This window comes from Rhizobium anhuiense bv. trifolii, from assembly GCF_024346605.1.
GTDB lineage: Bacteria > Pseudomonadota > Alphaproteobacteria > Rhizobiales > Rhizobiaceae > Rhizobium > Rhizobium anhuiense.
In genome coordinates this window covers 715412-732724 of the sequence record NZ_CP098803.1, presented here as the reverse complement: position 1 = coordinate 732724, position 17313 = coordinate 715412, and the positions used below count along the sequence as shown (strand labels likewise).

General features: G+C 62.7%; 17 protein-coding genes. 5 read left to right on the top strand and 12 right to left on the bottom strand.

What is annotated here, in order from left to right; all coding sequences use genetic code 11:
- The first annotated feature begins 43 nt into the window (after positions 1-43).
- Entirely contained in the window at positions 44-1237 is a 1194-nt protein-coding gene (gene dapE, locus NE851_RS12170; protein ID WP_254960666.1) for a succinyl-diaminopimelate desuccinylase, read from the top strand.
- Positions 1224-1820, top strand: coding sequence for a hypothetical protein (locus NE851_RS12165; protein WP_025554655.1), 597 nt, complete (start codon positions 1224-1226; stop codon positions 1818-1820). The genes dapE and NE851_RS12165 overlap by 14 nt, the downstream gene beginning before the upstream one ends.
- A gap of 6 nt (positions 1821-1826) precedes the next feature.
- Here the strand turns inward: NE851_RS12165 and truA are convergent, their stop codons facing one another.
- The 6 genes from truA to NE851_RS12135 all read right to left on the bottom strand — a co-directional run bounded on the left by truA (position 1827) and on the right by NE851_RS12135 (position 6467).
- Complete coding sequence (gene truA / locus NE851_RS12160) at positions 1827-2633, bottom strand: tRNA pseudouridine(38-40) synthase TruA (RefSeq protein WP_254960663.1); 807 nt, start codon at positions 2631-2633, stop codon at positions 1827-1829.
- Positions 2633-3568 carry a methionyl-tRNA formyltransferase gene (gene fmt / locus NE851_RS12155; protein WP_254960661.1) on the bottom strand — a complete coding sequence of 312 codons (936 nt, stop codon included), beginning with the start codon at positions 3566-3568 and terminating at the stop codon, positions 2633-2635. The genes truA and fmt overlap by 1 nt, the downstream gene beginning before the upstream one ends.
- A 20-nt stretch (positions 3569-3588) precedes the next feature.
- Positions 3589-4011, bottom strand: coding sequence for a type II toxin-antitoxin system VapC family toxin (locus tag NE851_RS12150; protein ID WP_254960659.1), 423 nt, complete (start codon positions 4009-4011; stop codon positions 3589-3591).
- The gene (locus NE851_RS12145; RefSeq protein ID WP_025554648.1) at positions 4008-4292 is read right to left on the bottom strand and encodes a FitA-like ribbon-helix-helix domain-containing protein; all 285 of its coding nucleotides are present in this window, start codon (positions 4290-4292) and stop codon (positions 4008-4010) included. Before NE851_RS12145 ends, NE851_RS12150 begins: the two co-directional genes overlap by 4 nt.
- A gap of 65 nt (positions 4293-4357) precedes the next feature.
- Complete coding sequence (gene def / locus NE851_RS12140) at positions 4358-4873, bottom strand: peptide deformylase (RefSeq protein ID WP_025554647.1); 516 nt, start codon at positions 4871-4873, stop codon at positions 4358-4360.
- A gap of 97 nt (positions 4874-4970) precedes the next feature.
- The gene (locus NE851_RS12135) at positions 4971-6467 is read right to left on the bottom strand and encodes a globin-coupled sensor protein (protein ID WP_127431034.1); all 1497 of its coding nucleotides are present in this window, start codon (positions 6465-6467) and stop codon (positions 4971-4973) included.
- Between the two features lie 205 nt (positions 6468-6672).
- On the opposite strand from NE851_RS12135, the gene NE851_RS12130 reads away from it, so the two are divergent.
- The 3 genes from NE851_RS12130 (at position 6673) to NE851_RS12120 (ending at position 11493) form a co-directional block, all read left to right on the top strand.
- Positions 6673-7899, top strand: coding sequence for a DNA recombination protein RmuC (locus NE851_RS12130; protein WP_183906110.1), 1227 nt, complete (start codon positions 6673-6675; stop codon positions 7897-7899).
- A gap of 115 nt (positions 7900-8014) precedes the next feature.
- Positions 8015-8914 (top strand): ribokinase, encoded by a 900-nt coding sequence (locus tag NE851_RS12125; protein WP_025554389.1) that lies wholly within the window; start codon positions 8015-8017, stop codon positions 8912-8914.
- Positions 8915-9156: 242 nt separating this feature from the next.
- The gene (locus tag NE851_RS12120; protein WP_183906109.1) at positions 9157-11493 is read left to right on the top strand and encodes a methyl-accepting chemotaxis protein; all 2337 of its coding nucleotides are present in this window, start codon (positions 9157-9159) and stop codon (positions 11491-11493) included.
- Positions 11494-11572: 79 nt separating this feature from the next.
- Here the strand turns inward: NE851_RS12120 and ptsN are convergent, their stop codons facing one another.
- From ptsN to NE851_RS12090, 6 genes are all read right to left on the bottom strand, one after another.
- Positions 11573-12037: a PTS IIA-like nitrogen regulatory protein PtsN gene (gene ptsN, locus NE851_RS12115; protein ID WP_003570770.1), complete on the bottom strand. Its 465-nt coding sequence runs from the start codon at positions 12035-12037 to the stop codon at positions 11573-11575.
- Positions 12038-12110: 73 nt separating this feature from the next.
- Entirely contained in the window at positions 12111-12686 is a 576-nt protein-coding gene (hpf, locus tag NE851_RS12110; protein WP_025554397.1) for a ribosome hibernation-promoting factor, HPF/YfiA family, read from the bottom strand.
- 291 nt (positions 12687-12977) lie between these two features.
- The gene (locus tag NE851_RS12105; protein ID WP_254960648.1) at positions 12978-13901 is read right to left on the bottom strand and encodes a DMT family transporter; all 924 of its coding nucleotides are present in this window, start codon (positions 13899-13901) and stop codon (positions 12978-12980) included.
- A 78-nt stretch (positions 13902-13979) separates the two neighbouring features.
- Positions 13980-15539 (bottom strand): RNA polymerase factor sigma-54, encoded by a 1560-nt coding sequence (gene rpoN / locus NE851_RS12100; RefSeq protein WP_047617170.1) that lies wholly within the window; start codon positions 15537-15539, stop codon positions 13980-13982.
- A 315-nt stretch (positions 15540-15854) separates the two neighbouring features.
- A complete protein-coding gene (gene lptB / locus NE851_RS12095) occupies positions 15855-16631 on the bottom strand; it encodes an LPS export ABC transporter ATP-binding protein (protein WP_003556077.1) in 777 nt (258 codons plus the stop codon).
- Positions 16632-16671: 40 nt separating this feature from the next.
- A complete protein-coding gene (locus tag NE851_RS12090) occupies positions 16672-17307 on the bottom strand; it encodes an LptA/OstA family protein (RefSeq protein WP_047617172.1) in 636 nt (211 codons plus the stop codon).
- Positions 17308-17313: the final 6 nt, after the last annotated feature.

The window sequence follows — 17313 nt, the reverse complement described above, 5'->3', positions numbered from 1 at the left end:
CCTTGCCATGTCTTTGCCATTCCCGCCGGATAGTTCGACCGCCATGACCGCTACCGATCCCGTCGCCAATCTCCAGACGCTGATTCGCTGCCCTTCCGTGACGCCCGCCGAAGGCGGCGCGCTCACGGCGCTGGAGGCTATGCTTGCGCCGCTCGGCTTTGCCGTCGACAAGGTGAAGGCGAGCGAAGAGGGAACAGCCGATATCGAAAACCTCTATGCCCGCCTCGGCAAGGACGGCCCGCATCTGATGTTTGCCGGCCATACCGATGTCGTGCCGGTCGGCGACGAAGCCGCCTGGACGCATCCGCCCTTTGCCGCCGAGATTTCGAAAGGCGAGCTTTTCGGCCGCGGCGCCGTCGACATGAAGGGCGGCATCGCCTGTTTCGTCGCCGCCGTCGCCCGACATATCGAGAAAAACGGGCCGCCGGCCGGCTCGATCTCCTTCCTGATCACCGGCGACGAAGAAGGTCCGGCGATCAACGGCACGATCAAGCTGCTGCAATGGGCGGCCGAACGCGGCGAGCGCTGGGATGCCTGCCTGGTCGGCGAGCCGACCAATCCGGACAGGCTCGGCGACATGATCAAGATCGGCCGGCGCGGCTCGCTGTCGGGCAAGATCACCGTGCATGGCGTCCAGGGCCATGCCGCCTATCCGCATCTTGCCGACAATCCGGTGCGCGGCATGCTGCAGCTGACGCAGGCGCTGATGGATCCGGCCTTCGATGGCGGCACCGACGACTTCCAGCCGTCGAACCTCGAGGTGACCACGGTCGATGTCGGCAATCCGGCGACCAACGTCATTCCCGCCAAGGCGTCGGCGAGCTTCAATATCCGCTTCAACGACGGCTGGACGGTCGAGACGCTGCGGGCCGAAATCCTGCGCCGGCTGGAAGCCGCCGCCGGGGACGGGGCGCTGCGACCGGGCCGCCAACCGGTGAAATACGACATCGTCTGGGCCGACCGGCCGAGCCATGTCTTCCTGACGCGCAACAATGCGCTGATCGCCTCGCTGTCCTCGGCCGTCGAAAGTGTTGCCGGTCAGTCGCCGAAGCTTTCGACCACCGGCGGCACATCGGATGCGCGCTTCATCAAGGATTATTGCCCGGTCGTCGAATTCGGCCTTGTCGGCCAGACGATGCACATGGTCGACGAGCGCGTCGCGGTCGCCGATCTGGAGATGCTGACGGCGATCTACGAGACCTTCATCGCCCGCTGGTTCGCCAATGCCGGGCTTTAGGGAAGTTCAATATTATCTGGCCGGCCTCTGGCTGCTGATCCGGCTGGATCCGCGCGGCTTCCGCTACCTCGACATGTCCGAGCGCGGCGTCAACCGCTCGTTCTGGGCAATGGCCTGGTGCCTGCCGCCGATGGGGATTTCCTGGCTCTGGTGGCGGCAGGCCTTCCTGCGGTCGATGCCGCCGGAAGCCGATGTCGATGTTGCCTTCTATCTCAGGCTCGGCCTCGTCGAGATCGCCAACTGGTTCGTGCCGCTGGTCTTTGCCGGGCTGCTCTTGCTTGCTTTCCGCATGGGCGAGCGTTTTGCCCCCGTCGTCGTCAGCGTCAACTGGCTCGGCGTGCCGCTCTCCTACATCAACGGGCTGCTGCTGGCGATGGTGGTCTTCCTGCCCGGCTCCGTCGGCCTCGTCTCGCTGCTGCTGCTGGCCTTCATGCTGGCGCAGGTCTTCGCACTGGCGCGCATTCTGCGGATGATCTGCCACGGTCACGCGCTGATGGTCGGGGCGATGACGCTGGTGCTGCTGGTGCCATCGATGATCCTTTCGGAATATCTGCAGCACTTCCTCGGCATCTATCCCGCCTGATCAGGCCTACGAAAGATCGGCATCATCATCGGTATCGCTGAGCGGCCGGCGGCGGTCGATGATGACGCCGGGATAATCCACCTGCATGAAATAGAGCCCGTCGGGCGGCGCCACCGGACCGCAGGCCTTGCGGTCGCGCGCCTGAAGCGCCGCCTCGACATCGTCGGGCGTCCATTTGCCTTCGCCGGCAAGCTTCAGCGTGCCGGCGAAGGAACGGATCTGGTTGTGGAGGAAACTCTGCGCCGTGGCGCGGATCTCGATCCATTCGCCATTGCGGGTCACATCCAGCCGGTCGAGCGTGCGCACCGGGCTGTTTGCCTGGCAATGGGCCGAGCGGAAGGTGGAGAAATCGTGCCGGCCGACCAGCCTCTGAGCGGCGGCGTGCATGACCTCGTGGTCGAGCCCCTTCGGCACCCACCAGGCCTTGCCGGCTTCGAGCGCCAGCGGCGCCCGGCGGCTGACGATGCGGTAGAGATAATGGCGCCGCAGCGCCGAGAACCGAGCATCGAAGAATTCGGGAACCGCCTCGACGTCGAGAATGGAGACGCGCTCGCCGGCCAGCCGCAGATGCGCGTTCAAGGCATTCTGCAGCTTGTAGGGCGACCAGTCCTTCGAAAGATCGGCATGGATGACCTGGCCCATGGCATGGACGCCGGAATCGGTGCGGCCGGCGCCGCGCACCGACACCGTCTCGCCGGTCAGCGACAGCACCGCCGCCTCGATCGCGCCCTGCACCGAGGGACCATTTTCCTGGCGCTGCCAGCCGACATAGGGGCCGCCGTCATATTCGACGGTCATGCGGAAACGCGGCATCAGCTAAGCCTCGTGCCGGCCGCAAGCGGCGTGCCTCTCAAGAAATCGGCCGCGGCCAGCGGCTTGCCGCCGGCCTTCTGCAGCCTGGTCAGCCGCACCGCGCCCGAACCGCAGGCGACGACGAGATCGTCCGTCAGCAATTCGCCCGATGCGCCTTGCCCTTCGGCCAGCTCGGAGGCCAGCACCTTCACCCGCTCCGGCTTGCCGCCGATCGCGAGCTCGAACCAGGCGCCCGGAAACGGCGCCAGGCCGCGGATGTGATTGTGCACGTCCCTGGCGTTTTTGGCGAAATCGATGCGGGTCTCGGCCTTGTCGATCTTGGCGGCATAGAGCACGCCCTCTTCCGGCTGCGGCGTCAGCGGCAGATCGTTCATCTCCAACTTCACCATGGCTTCCGCCATCGCCTTGGCGCCTACGAGCATCAGCCGGTCGTGCAGCTCGCCAGCCGTCATGTTCGGGCCGATCTCGACTTCGCGGGTCAGCGCCACGGCGCCGGTATCGAGACCCTTGTCCATCTTCATCACCATCATGCCGGTCTTTGCATCGCCCGCCATGATCGCCCGCTGGATGGGTGCGGCACCCCGCCAGCGCGGCAGCAGCGAGGCATGGCCGTTGTAGCAGCCATCCCTCGTGCCGTTCAGAATCGCCTCCGGCAGCAACAATCCGTAGGCAACGACGACGCCGACATCGGCATTGAGGGCGCGAAACCTCTCGCGCTCCTCTGGGTCCTTGAAATTGACCGGGGTGAAAACCGGCAGACCGAGCAATTCGGCTGCCTGATGCACCGGCGATTTCTGCAGATCGAGCCCGCGCCGCCCGCCCGGCCGCGGCGGCTGGGTATAGACCGCAACGATCCGGTGGCCGGCATCGACGAGCAGGCGCAGGGTCGGAACCGAGAACTCGGGGGTTCCCATGAAGATGATGCGAAGAGACATTCTATCTCGCCAATTGAGGATCAGCCGTCTTCAAACGGGTTTACGAGCTTGAGATCAAGCCCCTCGAAATCTTTGACATTGCGGGTGGCGAGCGTCGCACCGTTGGCAAGGCAGATAGCGGCGATCATGGCGTCCTGGACCGAAATCGGCCGCCCGATGCTTTCGCGTTTCGCCCGCAAGCGACCAGTCACTATAGCCGTTTCCAAATCCCAGCCAACGATGCGGTCACGAAATTGGCCTTTTACCAAATTCTGGATAGCCCGGAAGAAGCGGTCCGATCCGGTCTTCAAGAAAACCCTTTCGGCTCCATAAATCTGCTCCATCAAGCCGACCGTGCAAAACCAGATTCGCGAGGTATCCTGCCGCAATATCCAAGCCTTCACCTTTTCACTTGGATATGGCCTGGCGAACTCGGAAACCACATTGGTATCGAGAACGATCATTCGAAATCCTCGAACGGCCGGCCGAAATCCTTTTTCCGCGCGGCCTCGATTTCGTCCATGATTGCAGCAAATTCATCGTCCACTGCGTTTTCGCTGACAAAAGCGGCGCGTATTGCTTCATAGGCCGACAAAGTCTCGGGCTTTGCTTCGTTTTTCCTTTTCAGCGCTTCCCGCAAAAGTTCCTTGGCCTCGTCAGAAAGGCTGTTTCCGCTCCGCTGCGCCGATTCCGCAATGTCTCGCTTCATCGCCTCGGAAATATTCCTGATCAGAAAATCACCCATGCGGCGCCTCCATCATGATATCACTGATATCATAGCGCTTTGCCGATAAGTTTTCAACGTGCTGCTCAGAGCGCCTTGGACTTCGCCGCCTTGGTGAACTTCTTGATGACCATCTCCCGCTTCAGACGTGAGATGTGATCGATGAAGAGCACGCCGTTCAGGTGGTCGATCTCGTGCTGCAGGCAGGTGGCGAGCAGGCCATCGGCTTCGACCGTCTGTTCCTTGCCGTTGCGGTCGAGATATTTGACCGAGACCACGGCCGGGCGCTCGACCTCGGCATAATAATCCGGAATCGACAGGCAGCCTTCCTCATAGACGGAGCGCTCGTCGGACGATGTGACGATCTCCGGATTGATGAAGACCTGCGGCTGCTTTTCCTCGCCCTCGCGCGAGACGTCGATGACGAGCATGCGGCGCGGCACGCCGATCTGGACTGCGGCAAGGCCGATGCCCGGTGCGTCATACATGGTTTCCAGCATGTCGTCGGCGAGACGCTGCAGGTCGGCATCCACCCGCTCGATCGGCTTGGACAGCTGGCGGAGAATAGGATCGGGAAGAATGATGAGTGGCTTGATGGTCATGGCGTTCCCATAACCCATCTTTTCCGACTATGGAATTATCCGGCAGGCGGGGAATACGCTTTTTTCCATCCCCGCCTGGAATTTTGCCATATTCTCCTCAGGCCGCCCGGCGGGCAGCGAGGGCGGAATGCCCCTCCGGCCGGGCGCGGAAGCGCCGCAGCAGCTCGATCAGCTTCTCCACCTCGTCCTTGAGGCGGCGGGTTTCGGCTGAGGAGTGCTCGACCATGTCCGAATTCTGCTGGGTGATCGCCCCCATGTTGCGGACCGCCACGCTGACCTCGTTGACGCCGGTCGCCTGATCGCGGGCGGCGGCGGCGATATCGGCGACGAAACGGTTGATGATGTCGATACGACTGATCATGTCGTTCAGCGCCTCGCCGGTGCTGGAGACGATGCCGACGCCCTGATTGACCTGGGTCGAGCTCTGCGAGATCAGGTTCTTGACCTCCTTGGCCGCATCCGCCGTGCGCTGGGCGAGCTGGCGGACCTCCTGGGCGACGACGGCAAAACCCTTGCCGGCATCACCGGCACGGGCTGCCTCGACACCGGCGTTCAGCGCCAAGAGGTTGGTCTGGAAGGCGATCTCGTCGATGACGCCGATGATCTTGGAGATCCCGGTCGAGGATTTCTCGATGCCGGCCATCGCCGAAACGGCGCTGGTGACGAGCTCACCGGAATTCTTCGCCTTCTCTTGCGTCTCGCGTACGGCGGCCGAAGCCTTCTCGGCATTGGCGGCCGTCTGGCCGACGCTGACGGAAAGCTGCTGCAGCGCCGCCGAGCTCTCCTCGACACCGGCCGCCTGCTGGGCGGTGCGCAGCGCCAGATCGTTGGTCGCATTGGCAATGACGTCGGCGCCGCTCATGATATGACCCGAGGTCTCGCGCACGGAGGCGAAGGACTGGCTTAGCGCCCTGACGGCGCGGTTGTAATCCTCGGCCATCTGCCTGAAATTGCCCGGCAGGTCGGACGGCAGGGTGGCTTCGAGATCGCCGCGCGACAGCGCTTCCAAGCCGCGGCGCAGCTGTTCCAGCGCGACTGCCTGGTCGGATTCGGCCCGGGTGCGCTCCTCTTCCAGGGCCCGGCGCTTGGCTTCGAGCGTCTCGAGATAGACCGAGATGGAATAATCCATGTCGAGCATGCCGGCCTTGATGACGGCCGACAGCTTCTCGGCCAGCTGCTTGCCTTGCCGGCGCGCGAAGACCGACGGCCACTGTTTCTCCATGATGCCCTTGACGAGTTCGGACATGACGATGGCGTAACCGCCAATATACCAGCGCGGCTCCAGCCCGATGCGGGCATGCGTCCGGCCGACCGCCGTGACCCCGTCGACATAGCTCTCGTCGAATGCACCGCCGGCAAGATTGGCCCAATGATCCTGCTGGCGCTTCTTGGCATGGCCGACGTGGTTCTTATCGGCGAAAAAGCCTGCGACCGCAGGGGTCCTGGCGATCTTGGCGTAGAATTTATCGAGGGCGCCGCCGATCAGTTCCGATATGACGGGGCGCAGATCCCGCATCGACCTGCGCGCCGCCTCATCCAGTTCGATGAAATCGAGGCGCTGCCTGAGGGCACTGTCGGTCTGCTGGGATGTCATGGAGGGTCTCTGTACTTGGCGCAAGGCGCGGGAAGGAATTTCTGCGCCACAGGTTTTGGCGAATATGGTTGAGCAATCGTTAAATCGGCCGGCGATTTCTTCTTCATCAGCTGGGAAGAGCAGCAGCCTGTGAAGATCGTAAGGGCCGGCAATTCTGTTCACGTTTTGATCTATATATTGCCGTGTCTTCTGTTATGCTCGCGGTATGACCGTCCATTCCGAATCGCTCGCCCTTTCCCTTGCCTCGATCAGTCCGGCCATGCTGGCGCTTGGCGGCGGGGTTCTCGCCGCCCTCGTCCTGCTGGTGATCGTGCTTCTGCTGCGCGGCGCCAGCCTTCGCCGCGAACAGGCCGAGGAGGCGAGCTTCCGCGCCGGGGAAACCGAAGCGCGCATGGCCGAGCTTTTGAAGATCCAGGCGGAGATGCAGGGCCGCATCGCGGCGATGACCGAGGTCTTCGGCGCGCGGCAGAGCGAACTCAACCAGACGATCAGCCAACGCCTCGACGGCATGTCGCAGCGCGTCAGCTCGACGATCACCGAACAGACGAAATCGACGCATGAGAACCTGCGGCGGCTGCAGGAGCGGCTGGCGGTCATCGATGCGGCGCAGAACAATATCCAGAGCCTCGCCAAGGATGTCGTCGGGCTGCAGGCCATTCTGTCCAACAAGCAGACGCGCGGCGCCTTCGGGCAGTCGAGGATGGAAACGATCGTCGCCGACGGCCTGCCTATGGGCGCCTACACCTTCCAGCAGACGCTCTCCAACGGCTCACGGCCGGACTGCACGATCCGCATGCCGAACGACGCGCCGCCGCTTGTCATCGACGCGAAATTTCCGCTCGAAGCCTGGAACGCGATCCGCGACGCCGGCAGCCCCGAGGCCGGCAAGATCGCCGGCCAGCAGTTCCGCCGCGACATGGAGATCCATATCCGGGACATTTCCGAGAAATATCTGATCCAGGGCGAAACCCAGGATACGGCCTTTCTCTTCGTGCCCTCGGAATCGATCTTCGCCGAGATCCACGAGCACTTCGAGGCCGTGGTGCAGAAGGCGCACCGGGCGCGCATCGTCATTGTCTCGCCGTCGCTGCTGATGCTGTCGATCCAGGTCATCCAGGCCGTGCTCAAGGACCAGCGCATGCGGGCGCAGGCGCATCTGATCCAGGGCGAGGTGGCAATACTGATGGACGATCTCGGCCGGCTCGACGAGCGGGTGCGCAAGCTGCAGGGCCATTTCGCCATGGCGCAGAAGGATATCGACATGGTGGTCACGTCAGCCGACAAGCTCACCAAGCGCGGCGCCAGGATCGAAGCGCTGGAATTCGAGGCGGGCGGCGGCGAGGCAAAGCCTGCCCGCGACAGCGAAGCCGCGGCCAAATCGATGGAAAGCCGCACCGGTCTTCTGAAGCTCCGGGTGGTTGACGAGGAGTGACCGCTTCGGGCAGTGTCTCGCCCGCATGAAACAGCAGGAGCATGACGCCGTCCGAAAACCGCGCCTAGTTTTCGCCATGACGTCGCTTGCAGGCTCCAAAAGACGGGACACCCTGATGATCACAGTTTTCGGGTCCATCAACATGGATCTCATCGCCACGACCGAGCGCCTGCCGAAGCCCGGCGAGACGGTGGCCGGCAACGGCTTTGCCACGGCCGCCGGCGGCAAGGGCGCCAACCAGGCGCTGGCAGCGCGCCGCGCCGGCCGCTATGTGCATATGGCCGGCGCCGTCGGCAAGGATGGCTTCGCCGCGGATGCGCTGGCCCTGCTCGATGATGCCGGCACCGACCTTTCTCTCGTCAAGCATGTCGACGGCCCCACGGGCACGGCGCTGATCCTTGTCGGCGGCGACGGCGAAAACATGATTGCCGTCGTTCCCGGCGCCAACGGCCTGGTCACGCCTGCCGATGCCGAGAAAGCGGTCGGCCGCATGAACGAAGGCGATCTCCTGATGCTGCAGCTCGAAGTGCCGGCGGCCGCCGTCGAACGCGCGCTGTCGGCAGCCCGCGCCAAGGGCGTCACCAGCATCCTCAACCTTGCGCCGCTCATCCCCGATGCGGCCCAACTCGGCCGGCTCGCCGATATCGTCATTGCCAACGAGACCGAGTTCGAGCGGCTGGCCGGCCAGGAGGGCATGGACGCTGAAGCGCGCGAGGCCGCCCTTACCCGCCTGCATGCGGAGACGGGCCAGACGCTGATCGTGACGCTCGGCGGCGATGGCGTCATCGCCATTCGCGACGGGGCAATTTCACGGGCACAGGGCCTCAAGATCGAACCCGTCGATACGGTCGGCGCGGGAGATACCTTCTGCGGCTATTTCACTGCCAGCCTCGACGACGGCCTCGATTTTGCCTCGGCGCTGCGCCGTGCGGCCGTCGCCGGTTCGCTCGCCTGCCTGAAGGCCGGCGCGCAACCTTCGATCCCCTGGAGCGAGGAAGTCGCAGACAGAATATAGGAAGCGTCCCTTTGCGAAGCCGCCGGCAAAACCCCCGGTAATTCAGGGTGTTCCGGCGGTTTTCCTTGCCTTGATCAAGCAAGTTTCATTCAAATTTAAGAGATCTCTGGCGATGTTGCCCGCGGTCGCAGGTTCCTCGCGCTTTCAGGAATCGGCAACCACGCGGCGGCTCCATGACGGGGCGATGCCTTCGCTCCTGCGCCGGAGAATGCCCGTTCGGCGCATCCTTGTCCGAGGACCTCATGTTCATTTTTCGAATGAAATCGCTTGCGGCGAAACTCATCGTCATCACCGGCATCGCCATCGCGCTTGTTCTCATCGTTTCGAATTTTTTCCTCATCGGTCAGACCCGGGATCGGGTCCAGATCCTGACGATGGATCAGGCCAACCTCGAGGCAAAATCGATCGCCAATGAAATCGCCGCCAATGTCGGCGAACTCGCCAGCGCCGCGCGCACCATGTCGGGCGTCGTCGGCCGCGGCCATGAAGGCAAGTCGCTCGATCGCAAGGGCATGATCAACGTGCTGAAGGCCAATCTCGAACAGAACGCCTTCGCCTTCGGCAGCTGGTTCTGCGAGCAGCTCGGCGCGCTGGATGGCAAGACCACCGAGATCGCCAACAATAATGACGAAGGCACGAGCAAGAACGGCGCCTTCACGCCCTACTGGTCGAAGACCAAGGATGGCGGCATCCAGTATTCGACCTTCGACAATGACTATACCGCCGAATGGTGGAAGCTCGCCGCCGACAGCGGCAAGGGCGCGATCACGACGCCCTATATGGCCGAAGGAACGGATGTTCCGACGCTGCTGACCTCGATCGCCTATCCGGTCATGTCGGGTGGCAAGATGATCGGCGTCGCCGGCGTCGACATTTCGCTGAAGTCGCTCACCGACAAGCTGCAGGCGCTGCATCCTTTCGGCTCGGGCCGCGTCACGCTGCTGTCGCAGGCCGGCAACTGGATCGTCGCGCCGATCCCCGACCTGATGACCAAGGAATATAGCGGCGAAGGCGCCGACATCGTCAAGACGGCGCTGTCGAGCAAGCAGCCCGGCCTCGTCAGCAACCTCACCTATGACGGCCTCGCTCCCTTCGACCGCGTCGTCTATCCCTTCGCGGTTCCCGGCGTCAACGCCACCTGGGTCGTGCTCGTCGACGTCCCGCACACGGCGATCAACGCCCCGGTGCAGGACCAGACCTACATGATGATCGTCAATGGCCTGATCGTGCTCGGCGCGGTCATGCTGGCGCTCTATTTCGCCGTCCGCTCTTTCGTGCAGCGGCCGCTCGGCGGTCTCGTCGCCAGCGTCAAGGCGCTCAGCGACGGCCAATATGCCGAACCGGTCGCCGCCCAGGAGCGCAGCGACGAAATCGGCTCGGTCGCCAAGGCGCTCGAAGGTTTCCGCTTCAAGCTCGCCGACAGCCGGCGCCTTGAGGACGAGGCGGCCCGAGAGCGTCAGGCTGCGGAAGCCGAGCGCGGCCGCTCGGAATCGGAACGCCAGGAATCGTTATCGCTGCAGCGCCATATCGTTTCGATCGTCGGCGCCGGCCTTTCCGAGCTGTCGCAGGGCAATCTCGCTCACCGCATCACCGACGACTTCCCCGGCGAATACGGCAAGCTGAAACAGGATTTCAACGCCGCCCTGGCGAGCCTGGAAGAGACCATCAACACGATGAACCTCAGCGTCGCCAATATCGGCTCCGGCACCGGTGAGATCAGCAGCAGCGCTTCCGACCTCGCCAAGCGCACCGAACAGCAGGCGGCAAGCCTGGAAGAGACGGCGGCCGCGCTCAACGAGCTCACCGCGCAGGTCGATTCCAGCGCCGAGAATGCGCGCACGGCTGCCGACAACGTCAACCTCGCCTGCCAGGATGCGGAAAAATCCGGCGAAGTGGTGCAGAAGGCGATTGCCTCGATGCAAGGGATCGAACAGTCTTCGACGGAGGTTTCGCGGATCATCGGCGTCATCGACGAGATCGCCTTCCAGACCAACCTCCTGGCACTCAACGCCGGCGTCGAGGCCGCGCGTGCCGGAGAGGCCGGCAAGGGTTTTGCCGTCGTCGCCCAGGAGGTGCGCGAACTCGCGCAACGGTCGGCCAATGCCGCCAAGGAAATCAAGACGCTGATCAACACCTCGGCTGTCCAGGTCAAGGAAGGCGTCGATCTCGTCGGGCGCGCCGGCGGCACGCTGCACAAGATCGCCGAACAGGTGATGGGCATCAACGACCTCATCCGGCAAATCTCGGCATCGGCCAGCGAACAGGCTGTCGGCCTGAAGGAAATCAACCAGGCCATGAACCAGATGGACCAGGTGACGCAGCAGAATGCGGCCATGGTGGAGGAAGCGACCGCCGCCAGCATGGTCCTCAATGACGAAGCGCAGACGCTGAAGACGCTCGCCACCCGCTTCAGCGTCTCGGGGGGTAACTCCGCCGCACTCGCCTCCGTCGCGCAAAGGATGCGTGCCCCTGTTGCCGCGGTCTCTTCGCATCGGGTGGCCGCGCCTGCGGTTCGCCACGCAGCCGCCCCGTCGCGCGGTTCGGCGGCCGTTGCCCAGGACAGCTGGGAAGAATTCTGATCGTTTCAGCCGCTCATCCTGAAAAAGGCGCCTGGGGAACCCGGCGCCTTTTCACATGTCAGCGTTCATCGATACGGCGTTAAGCGGCGTTCGACGTCTGCTCTTCGTTGAGGAAGGCATAGATCGCCGAGGCGGAATCGGTTGCGCGGAGCTTGGCGACCAGATCGTGATCGCGCAGGACGCGGGCGATACGCGACAGAGCCTTGAGATGGTCGGCGCCCGCGCCCTCCGGCGCCAGCAGCAGGAATACGAGATCGACAGGCTGGTCATCCAGCGCCTCGAAATCGACCGGCTGCTCCAGCCGGGCGAAGATGCCGACGATCGAATGGATGTTGACCAGCTTGCCGTGGGGAATGGCGATACCGTTGCCGACGCCGGTGGAGCCCAGGCGTTCGCGCTGCAGGATGACGTCGAAGATCTCCCGCTCGGAAAGCCCGGTGATCCTGGCGGCTCTTGCAGCCAATTCCTGAAGCAACTGTTTCTTGGAATTTACTCTGAGGGCGGGAATGATCGCATCCTGATGGAGCAAATCTGCCAATGCCATTTCTTTTTCCTTCTGTCGCCGGGATCAGATGATGCAAGGAGCGGCGGCAACACCGCCGCTCATCACCCTGATCTCAGCCTTTGATATTGGCTGAATCGATCCAGCCAATATTTCCGTCGTGCCGACGGTAAACGATGTTCAGATGTTCCTTGCCGGGGCTGCGGAACAGGAGAAGCGGCTCATCGGTCATGTCGAGCGCCATTACGGCGGTGGCGACCGACATGGTCTTCAGCTGCTTCGTGCTTTCGGCGACGATCGCCGGAGCGAAATCGTCGGCAATTTCATCTTCGTGATCAGGAACAGAATCCATGACCGTGTAGGCGACTTCTGCAAAACCATTCAGGTGGTTTCCGGCGTGATGGTCCTTCAGTTTGCGCTTGTAGCGGCGCAGGCGCTTTTCGATGCGCTCCGAAGCGGCGTCGAAAGCAAGCTGCGGATCGGTCGCCTCGCCGGCTGCATGCAGCACCACCCCGCTGTCGAGATGAAGCTTGCAGTCTGCGGAGAAACGAGAACTCGCTTTTTCCACGGTCACTTGGCCGGAATACCCCCCGTCGAAGTATTTCGTGATGGCCATACCAATTTGGTCCTCGATCTTTTGACGGAAGGATTCACCAATTTCCATATGTTTCCCGGATACACGCACACTCATGGAGTTTCCCTTCTTATGGTCGTTTGCGGGTATCAGTTTACGCCAAGCCTCAGGTTCATCCAAGCACTTCGCGCAATCTCAAGCAAGATCGGCTTAGGCCTGCGGGTCCTTGGTGCCTTGGGGATGATGGGGATAACTCCAGACGCCGTTCACGGCATCGATTGCGGCGCGCTTCTAGCCAGAGGTTACCAAAAAGTCAATAGCGTGGAAATTCCCGATAAGTGATGCTCGATAAACGTGCATGGAAGGCGCGGTGAGGCAGGTCCATCGCGAATCGCCATCTGATCGGCTTTAAGCACTTCGCGCTTTCGTTGTGCCCGCCTTTGCGGGGACCGTCATGGCGGCCACACCGGACATGACGCAGACGAGGCCGATCCAGGCTGTCGGGCTGAGGCTTTCGCCGAGGAAGACCAGGCCGATCGCAACGCCGATCGGCACTCTGAGATAGGCTTGCGCGGTGGTGCCGACCGAACCCAGCGTCTGGACGAGGCGGAAATAGATCACAAAAGCCAGCGCCGTCGAAAAGGCGGAGAGGCCAAGCAGCGCCAGCATCGATGCCGCCGACGGATCGAGTTCCCACGGCCGGTCGACGACGAGGCTGACGGCCAAGAGGATGACCGCGCCTGAGATCAACGAGCCGGCGGCCGGCACGGCGGGATCGAGCCCCTTGAAGTTTCTGCCGAATATCGCGGCACCTGCATAACAAATGGTCGCCAGGATGATGGCAAGCTGCGCCATCAGGTTTTCGCCGAGACCGCCGAGCGCTTCGATGCCGATGACCAGGCAGATGCCGGCGAGCCCGGCCATGACCCCGCAAAGTTTTCGCGACGTCACCTGCTCATGGCGGGTAATCAGCACGGTCAACAGGAAGGTGAAGATCGGCGTTGCCGAATTCAGGATCACCGCCAATCCGGCATCGACGGATTGTTCCGCCCAGGCGATCAGCGTGAAGGGGACGACGCTGTTCAGGCAGGCCTGAAGCAGGAACCGGCGCCATGTCGCGTGATCGCGCGGCAGGCGGACACGCCGGTAGCGGAGGACGGCCAGCAGAAGACCGCCGGCAATCAGCGTGCGTGCGGCGATCAACGTCACGGGCGGGATCGTCTCGACGCCGATCTTGATGAAGGTATAGGAGGAACCCCAGAGGGTCGCCAGCACCAGCAGCAGGACAAGCTCTCTGGCAAAGCTGGCATTTTGCGGCTGCATGGTCGGCATTCGATGTTGGTTCAAGACATCAGCGTAATAGCGGGGATTTGGAGATGGATGCTTCGATCAAGCTCGAAGTATGCCGCCTCAGAAGCCAGCGACCTTGGCAAGCGCCCGCTTCTCGCGGCGACGCTGGACCGAGGAGGCGATGTTCATCGCTTCCCGGTATTTGGCAACCGTGCGGCGGGCGAGATCGACGCCGCCCTTCTTCAGCATGTCGACGATATCGTCGTCGGAAAGCACCGCGTCCGGGCTCTCCTGCATGATCAGCGCGCGGATCTTGTGGCGGACGGCCTCGGCCGAATGGCTGTCGCCGCCCTCGACGGCGCTGATCGAGACGGTGAAGAAATATTTGAGTTCGAAGAGGCCGCGCGGCGTCAGCATATATTTGTTCGATGTGACGCGGCTGACGGTGGATTCATGCATCTTGATCGCCTCGGCGACCGTCTTCAGGTTCAGCGGCCGCAGGTGGTCGACGCCGTGCAGCAGGAAGGCGTCCTGCTGGCGAACGATTTCGCTTGCCACCTTCATGATGGTTTTTGCCCGCTGGTCGAGGCTGCGCGTCAGCCAATTGGCGCTCTGCAGGCAATCGGCGAGAAAGGCGTGATCCTCGCCGTTCTTTGTCACGCGGGAAAAATAGGACTGGTTGACCAGAACGCGCGGCAGCGTATCCGGATTGAGCTCGACCAGCCAGCCGCCCTCCGAGGAGGACCTGACGACCACATCCGGCATGATCGCTTCGGAAACACCCGCCTCGAAACCGCTGCCGGGCTTGGGATTGAGCTGGCGGATCTCGCCGAGCATGTCGAGAAGATCTTCCTCGTCGACGCCGCATATCCGCTTCAGCGTGGCGAAATCGCGCCGCGCCAGAAGTTCGAGGTTTTCGACCAGCGCCTGCATGGCGGGATCGTACCGGTCCTTCTGTCTGAGCTGGATCGCCAGGCATTCGGCAAGGCTGCGGGCGAAAACACCCGGCGGATCGAGTGTCTGCAGGGCGGCAAGCACGCGCTCGGCCTGCGTGACGCTGGTGCCCAGCCTCTCGCCCGCCTCGACGATATCGGCGTGCAGGTAACCGGCGTCGTCGAGCTGGTCGACGAAATTCTGCGCGATCAGCCGGTCGGCCATGTCAGGCAGGACGAAGGGGATCTGCTGGCCGAGATGATCGCGCAGCGACACCTGGCCGGCGACGAAATCGTCGAGATCGTAATCGGCGCCCTCGCCGCTGCCCGGCATCGATTTCCACTGGCTGACGAGCTCCGGCGCATCGAGGCGCTGCGGGGCACCGTCATCGGGAAAGACATTGGTGTAGTTGGCGTCGAGTTCGTCGTTCAGCCGGCTGGTGCTGGCGCTGCCGCCATTGTCGTACCAGTCGCTGGAGAGCGCGTCGGTGCGGTTGTCGTAGCCGTCGTCGGAACCGGCATCCTCCGGCTGATGAGCATACTGCTCATCTTCGCTTTCGCCGCGTTCGCCGCCCGCCTCGCCGTCATTCGACGGGAATTCGAGCAGCGGATTCTTCTCCACTTCCTGGGCAATGAACTGGTTGAGTTCAAAATGCGTCATCTGCAGCAACTGGATGGATTGCATCAGTTGCGGTGTCATCACCAGGGACTGGGTCTGGCGCAGGAAAAGATTGGCGGACAGCGCCATGACGGACGCGAAACTCCCCTCAATTCCTCCGGGAAACCGCGTCTGATCAAGGCCTCAGGCCACGGAAATCCAAGTTGGCCCAAAAATTGCTTTTTTATTCTATTTGGTCAAGCGGAACTATGCCAACAAGGTGAATTTCTGCGGCTGGAGACTTTCCTGGTCAGATTGAAGCAATCTGTTGGCTCAAACCGAGTCGCATGGGCGAGCGGCCGGGGCGTGTGAGCCGTTTTCGAACGACATCATACTCTCATTCCTGGATTTCGATCCAGATCCAGATTTCAGGCCGATCCGGGCCAAAATCATCCGGATCTGGCGTCAGAGGCTGAAATTGTCGCCGAGGTAAAGCCGGCGCACTTCCGGATTGTTGACGATGTCGTTGGCCCGGCCATGGGTCAGCACCTCACCGGCATGGATGATATACGCCCGGTCGATGAGGCCCAGCGTCTCGCGCACATTGTGGTCGGTGATGAGAACGCCGATGCCGCGCGCCGTCAGGTGGTGAACGAGGTTCTGGATGTCGGCGACAGAGATCGGGTCGACGCCGGCGAAAGGTTCGTCGAGCAGCATGAAGGTCGGATCGGTCGCAAGCGCACGCGCGATTTCAAGGCGGCGGCGCTCACCGCCCGACAGGGCGACGGCGGCACTCTTGCGCAGCTTCTGGATATGGAATTCCTCCAGAAGCTCGTTCAGCTTCTGCTCGCGCTCGGCCTTGTCCTTCACATGCACTTCGAGGACGGCGCGGATATTCTCCTCCACCGTCAGGCCGCGGAAGATCGAGGCTTCCTGCGGCAAGTAACCGACGCCGAGGCGCGAGCGGCGATACATCGGCATGGTCGTGACATCGTTGCCGTCGATCTCGATCGTGCCTTCATCCACCGGCACTAGGCCGGTGATCATGTAAAAACAGGTGGTCTTGCCGGCGCCGTTCGGGCCGAGCAGGCCGACGGCCTCGCCGCGGCGCACCACCAGCGAGACGCCGTTGACGACGCGTCGCGTCGCATAGGTCTTCGTCAGACCGCGCGCGATCAGCGTTCCCTGATAGCGGCTCTTGTCGGCGGCACCCGCAGCTTGTGGCCCGGGCTTGCCGAACATGGTGGATAGCGATGATAATTTCACGTGGGAGGCCGGCTTCTCAGTTCTGCTTCTGCTGCGTACTCGGCTGCGACTTCGGATCGAGCTGAATCTGGACACGCCCGCCGCAGCTTTCAAGCTCCGCCTGGCCGGTTTGCATGTGAACCGTCAGTTTGCAGCCGGTAAAGACGTTCGGTCCATCCGACAGAATGACCTTATTCCCCTCATCCGCGGTGAGGATGAAGGTCTGCGAGGCCATGTCGAAATTGCCGTCATCGGCAGTCGCCGTCTGCGTGCCCGAGGTCAGGAGGACCTTGTCGGTCACCAGGATCTTGTCGATATCAGCACTTCCCGATGCAAGCGAGCCCGACTGCTGCGGCTGGGCCGCAGGTTGCGCCCCGTCAGCGGCCGGCTTTGCCGCCTTGTCCTTGTAATAGACGGTCATCTTGCCGGACTGCATCGTCGTCGTGCCCTGGACGACCTTGACCTTGCCGGTGAAGAGCGCGGTGTGCTCCTGGTCGTGGATCTCCAGCTTGTCGCTTTCGATCTGGATCGGCTGGTCGTTGGAAAGCTTCATGCCCGACATCGTGGCCGCCTGCTGCGCGGGCGCGCCCGAAGCCGTCAGGATAAGGGCAAATGCGCCGGCAATGAATGCCATGCCAGTCTTGCAAGTGGATATGCGACAATCTTTTGTCATGGTGAC

What these genes read in the sequence shown, in the direction of transcription:
- NE851_RS12090 (WP_047617172.1), bottom strand. Translation starts at nt 17,307, where the DNA reads ATGACAAAAGATTGTCGCATATCCACTTGCAAGACTGGCATGGCATTC.
- dapE (WP_254960666.1), top strand. Translation starts at nt 44, where the DNA reads ATGACCGCTACCGATCCCGTCGCCAATCTCCAGACGCTGATTCGCTGC.
- truA (WP_254960663.1), bottom strand. Translation starts at nt 2,633, where the DNA reads ATGCCGCGTTTCCGCATGACCGTCGAATATGACGGCGGCCCCTATGTC.
- lptB (WP_003556077.1), bottom strand. Translation starts at nt 16,631, where the DNA reads ATGTTCGGCAAGCCCGGGCCACAAGCTGCGGGTGCCGCCGACAAGAGC.
- fmt (WP_254960661.1), bottom strand. Translation starts at nt 3,568, where the DNA reads ATGTCTCTTCGCATCATCTTCATGGGAACCCCCGAGTTCTCGGTTCCG.
- NE851_RS12125 (WP_025554389.1), top strand. Translation starts at nt 8,015, where the DNA reads ATGATCACAGTTTTCGGGTCCATCAACATGGATCTCATCGCCACGACC.
- NE851_RS12150 (WP_254960659.1), bottom strand. Translation starts at nt 4,011, where the DNA reads ATGATCGTTCTCGATACCAATGTGGTTTCCGAGTTCGCCAGGCCATAT.
- ptsN (WP_003570770.1), bottom strand. Translation starts at nt 12,037, where the DNA reads ATGGCATTGGCAGATTTGCTCCATCAGGATGCGATCATTCCCGCCCTC.
- hpf (WP_025554397.1), bottom strand. Translation starts at nt 12,686, where the DNA reads ATGAGTGTGCGTGTATCCGGGAAACATATGGAAATTGGTGAATCCTTC.
- NE851_RS12120 (WP_183906109.1), top strand. Translation starts at nt 9,157, where the DNA reads ATGTTCATTTTTCGAATGAAATCGCTTGCGGCGAAACTCATCGTCATC.
- rpoN (WP_047617170.1), bottom strand. Translation starts at nt 15,539, where the DNA reads ATGGCGCTGTCCGCCAATCTTTTCCTGCGCCAGACCCAGTCCCTGGTG.
- NE851_RS12165 (WP_025554655.1), top strand. Translation starts at nt 1,224, where the DNA reads ATGCCGGGCTTTAGGGAAGTTCAATATTATCTGGCCGGCCTCTGGCTG.
- NE851_RS12130 (WP_183906110.1), top strand. Translation starts at nt 6,673, where the DNA reads ATGACCGTCCATTCCGAATCGCTCGCCCTTTCCCTTGCCTCGATCAGT.
- def (WP_025554647.1), bottom strand. Translation starts at nt 4,873, where the DNA reads ATGACCATCAAGCCACTCATCATTCTTCCCGATCCTATTCTCCGCCAG.
- NE851_RS12145 (WP_025554648.1), bottom strand. Translation starts at nt 4,292, where the DNA reads ATGGGTGATTTTCTGATCAGGAATATTTCCGAGGCGATGAAGCGAGAC.
- NE851_RS12135 (WP_127431034.1), bottom strand. Translation starts at nt 6,467, where the DNA reads ATGACATCCCAGCAGACCGACAGTGCCCTCAGGCAGCGCCTCGATTTC.
- NE851_RS12105 (WP_254960648.1), bottom strand. Translation starts at nt 13,901, where the DNA reads ATGCCGACCATGCAGCCGCAAAATGCCAGCTTTGCCAGAGAGCTTGTC.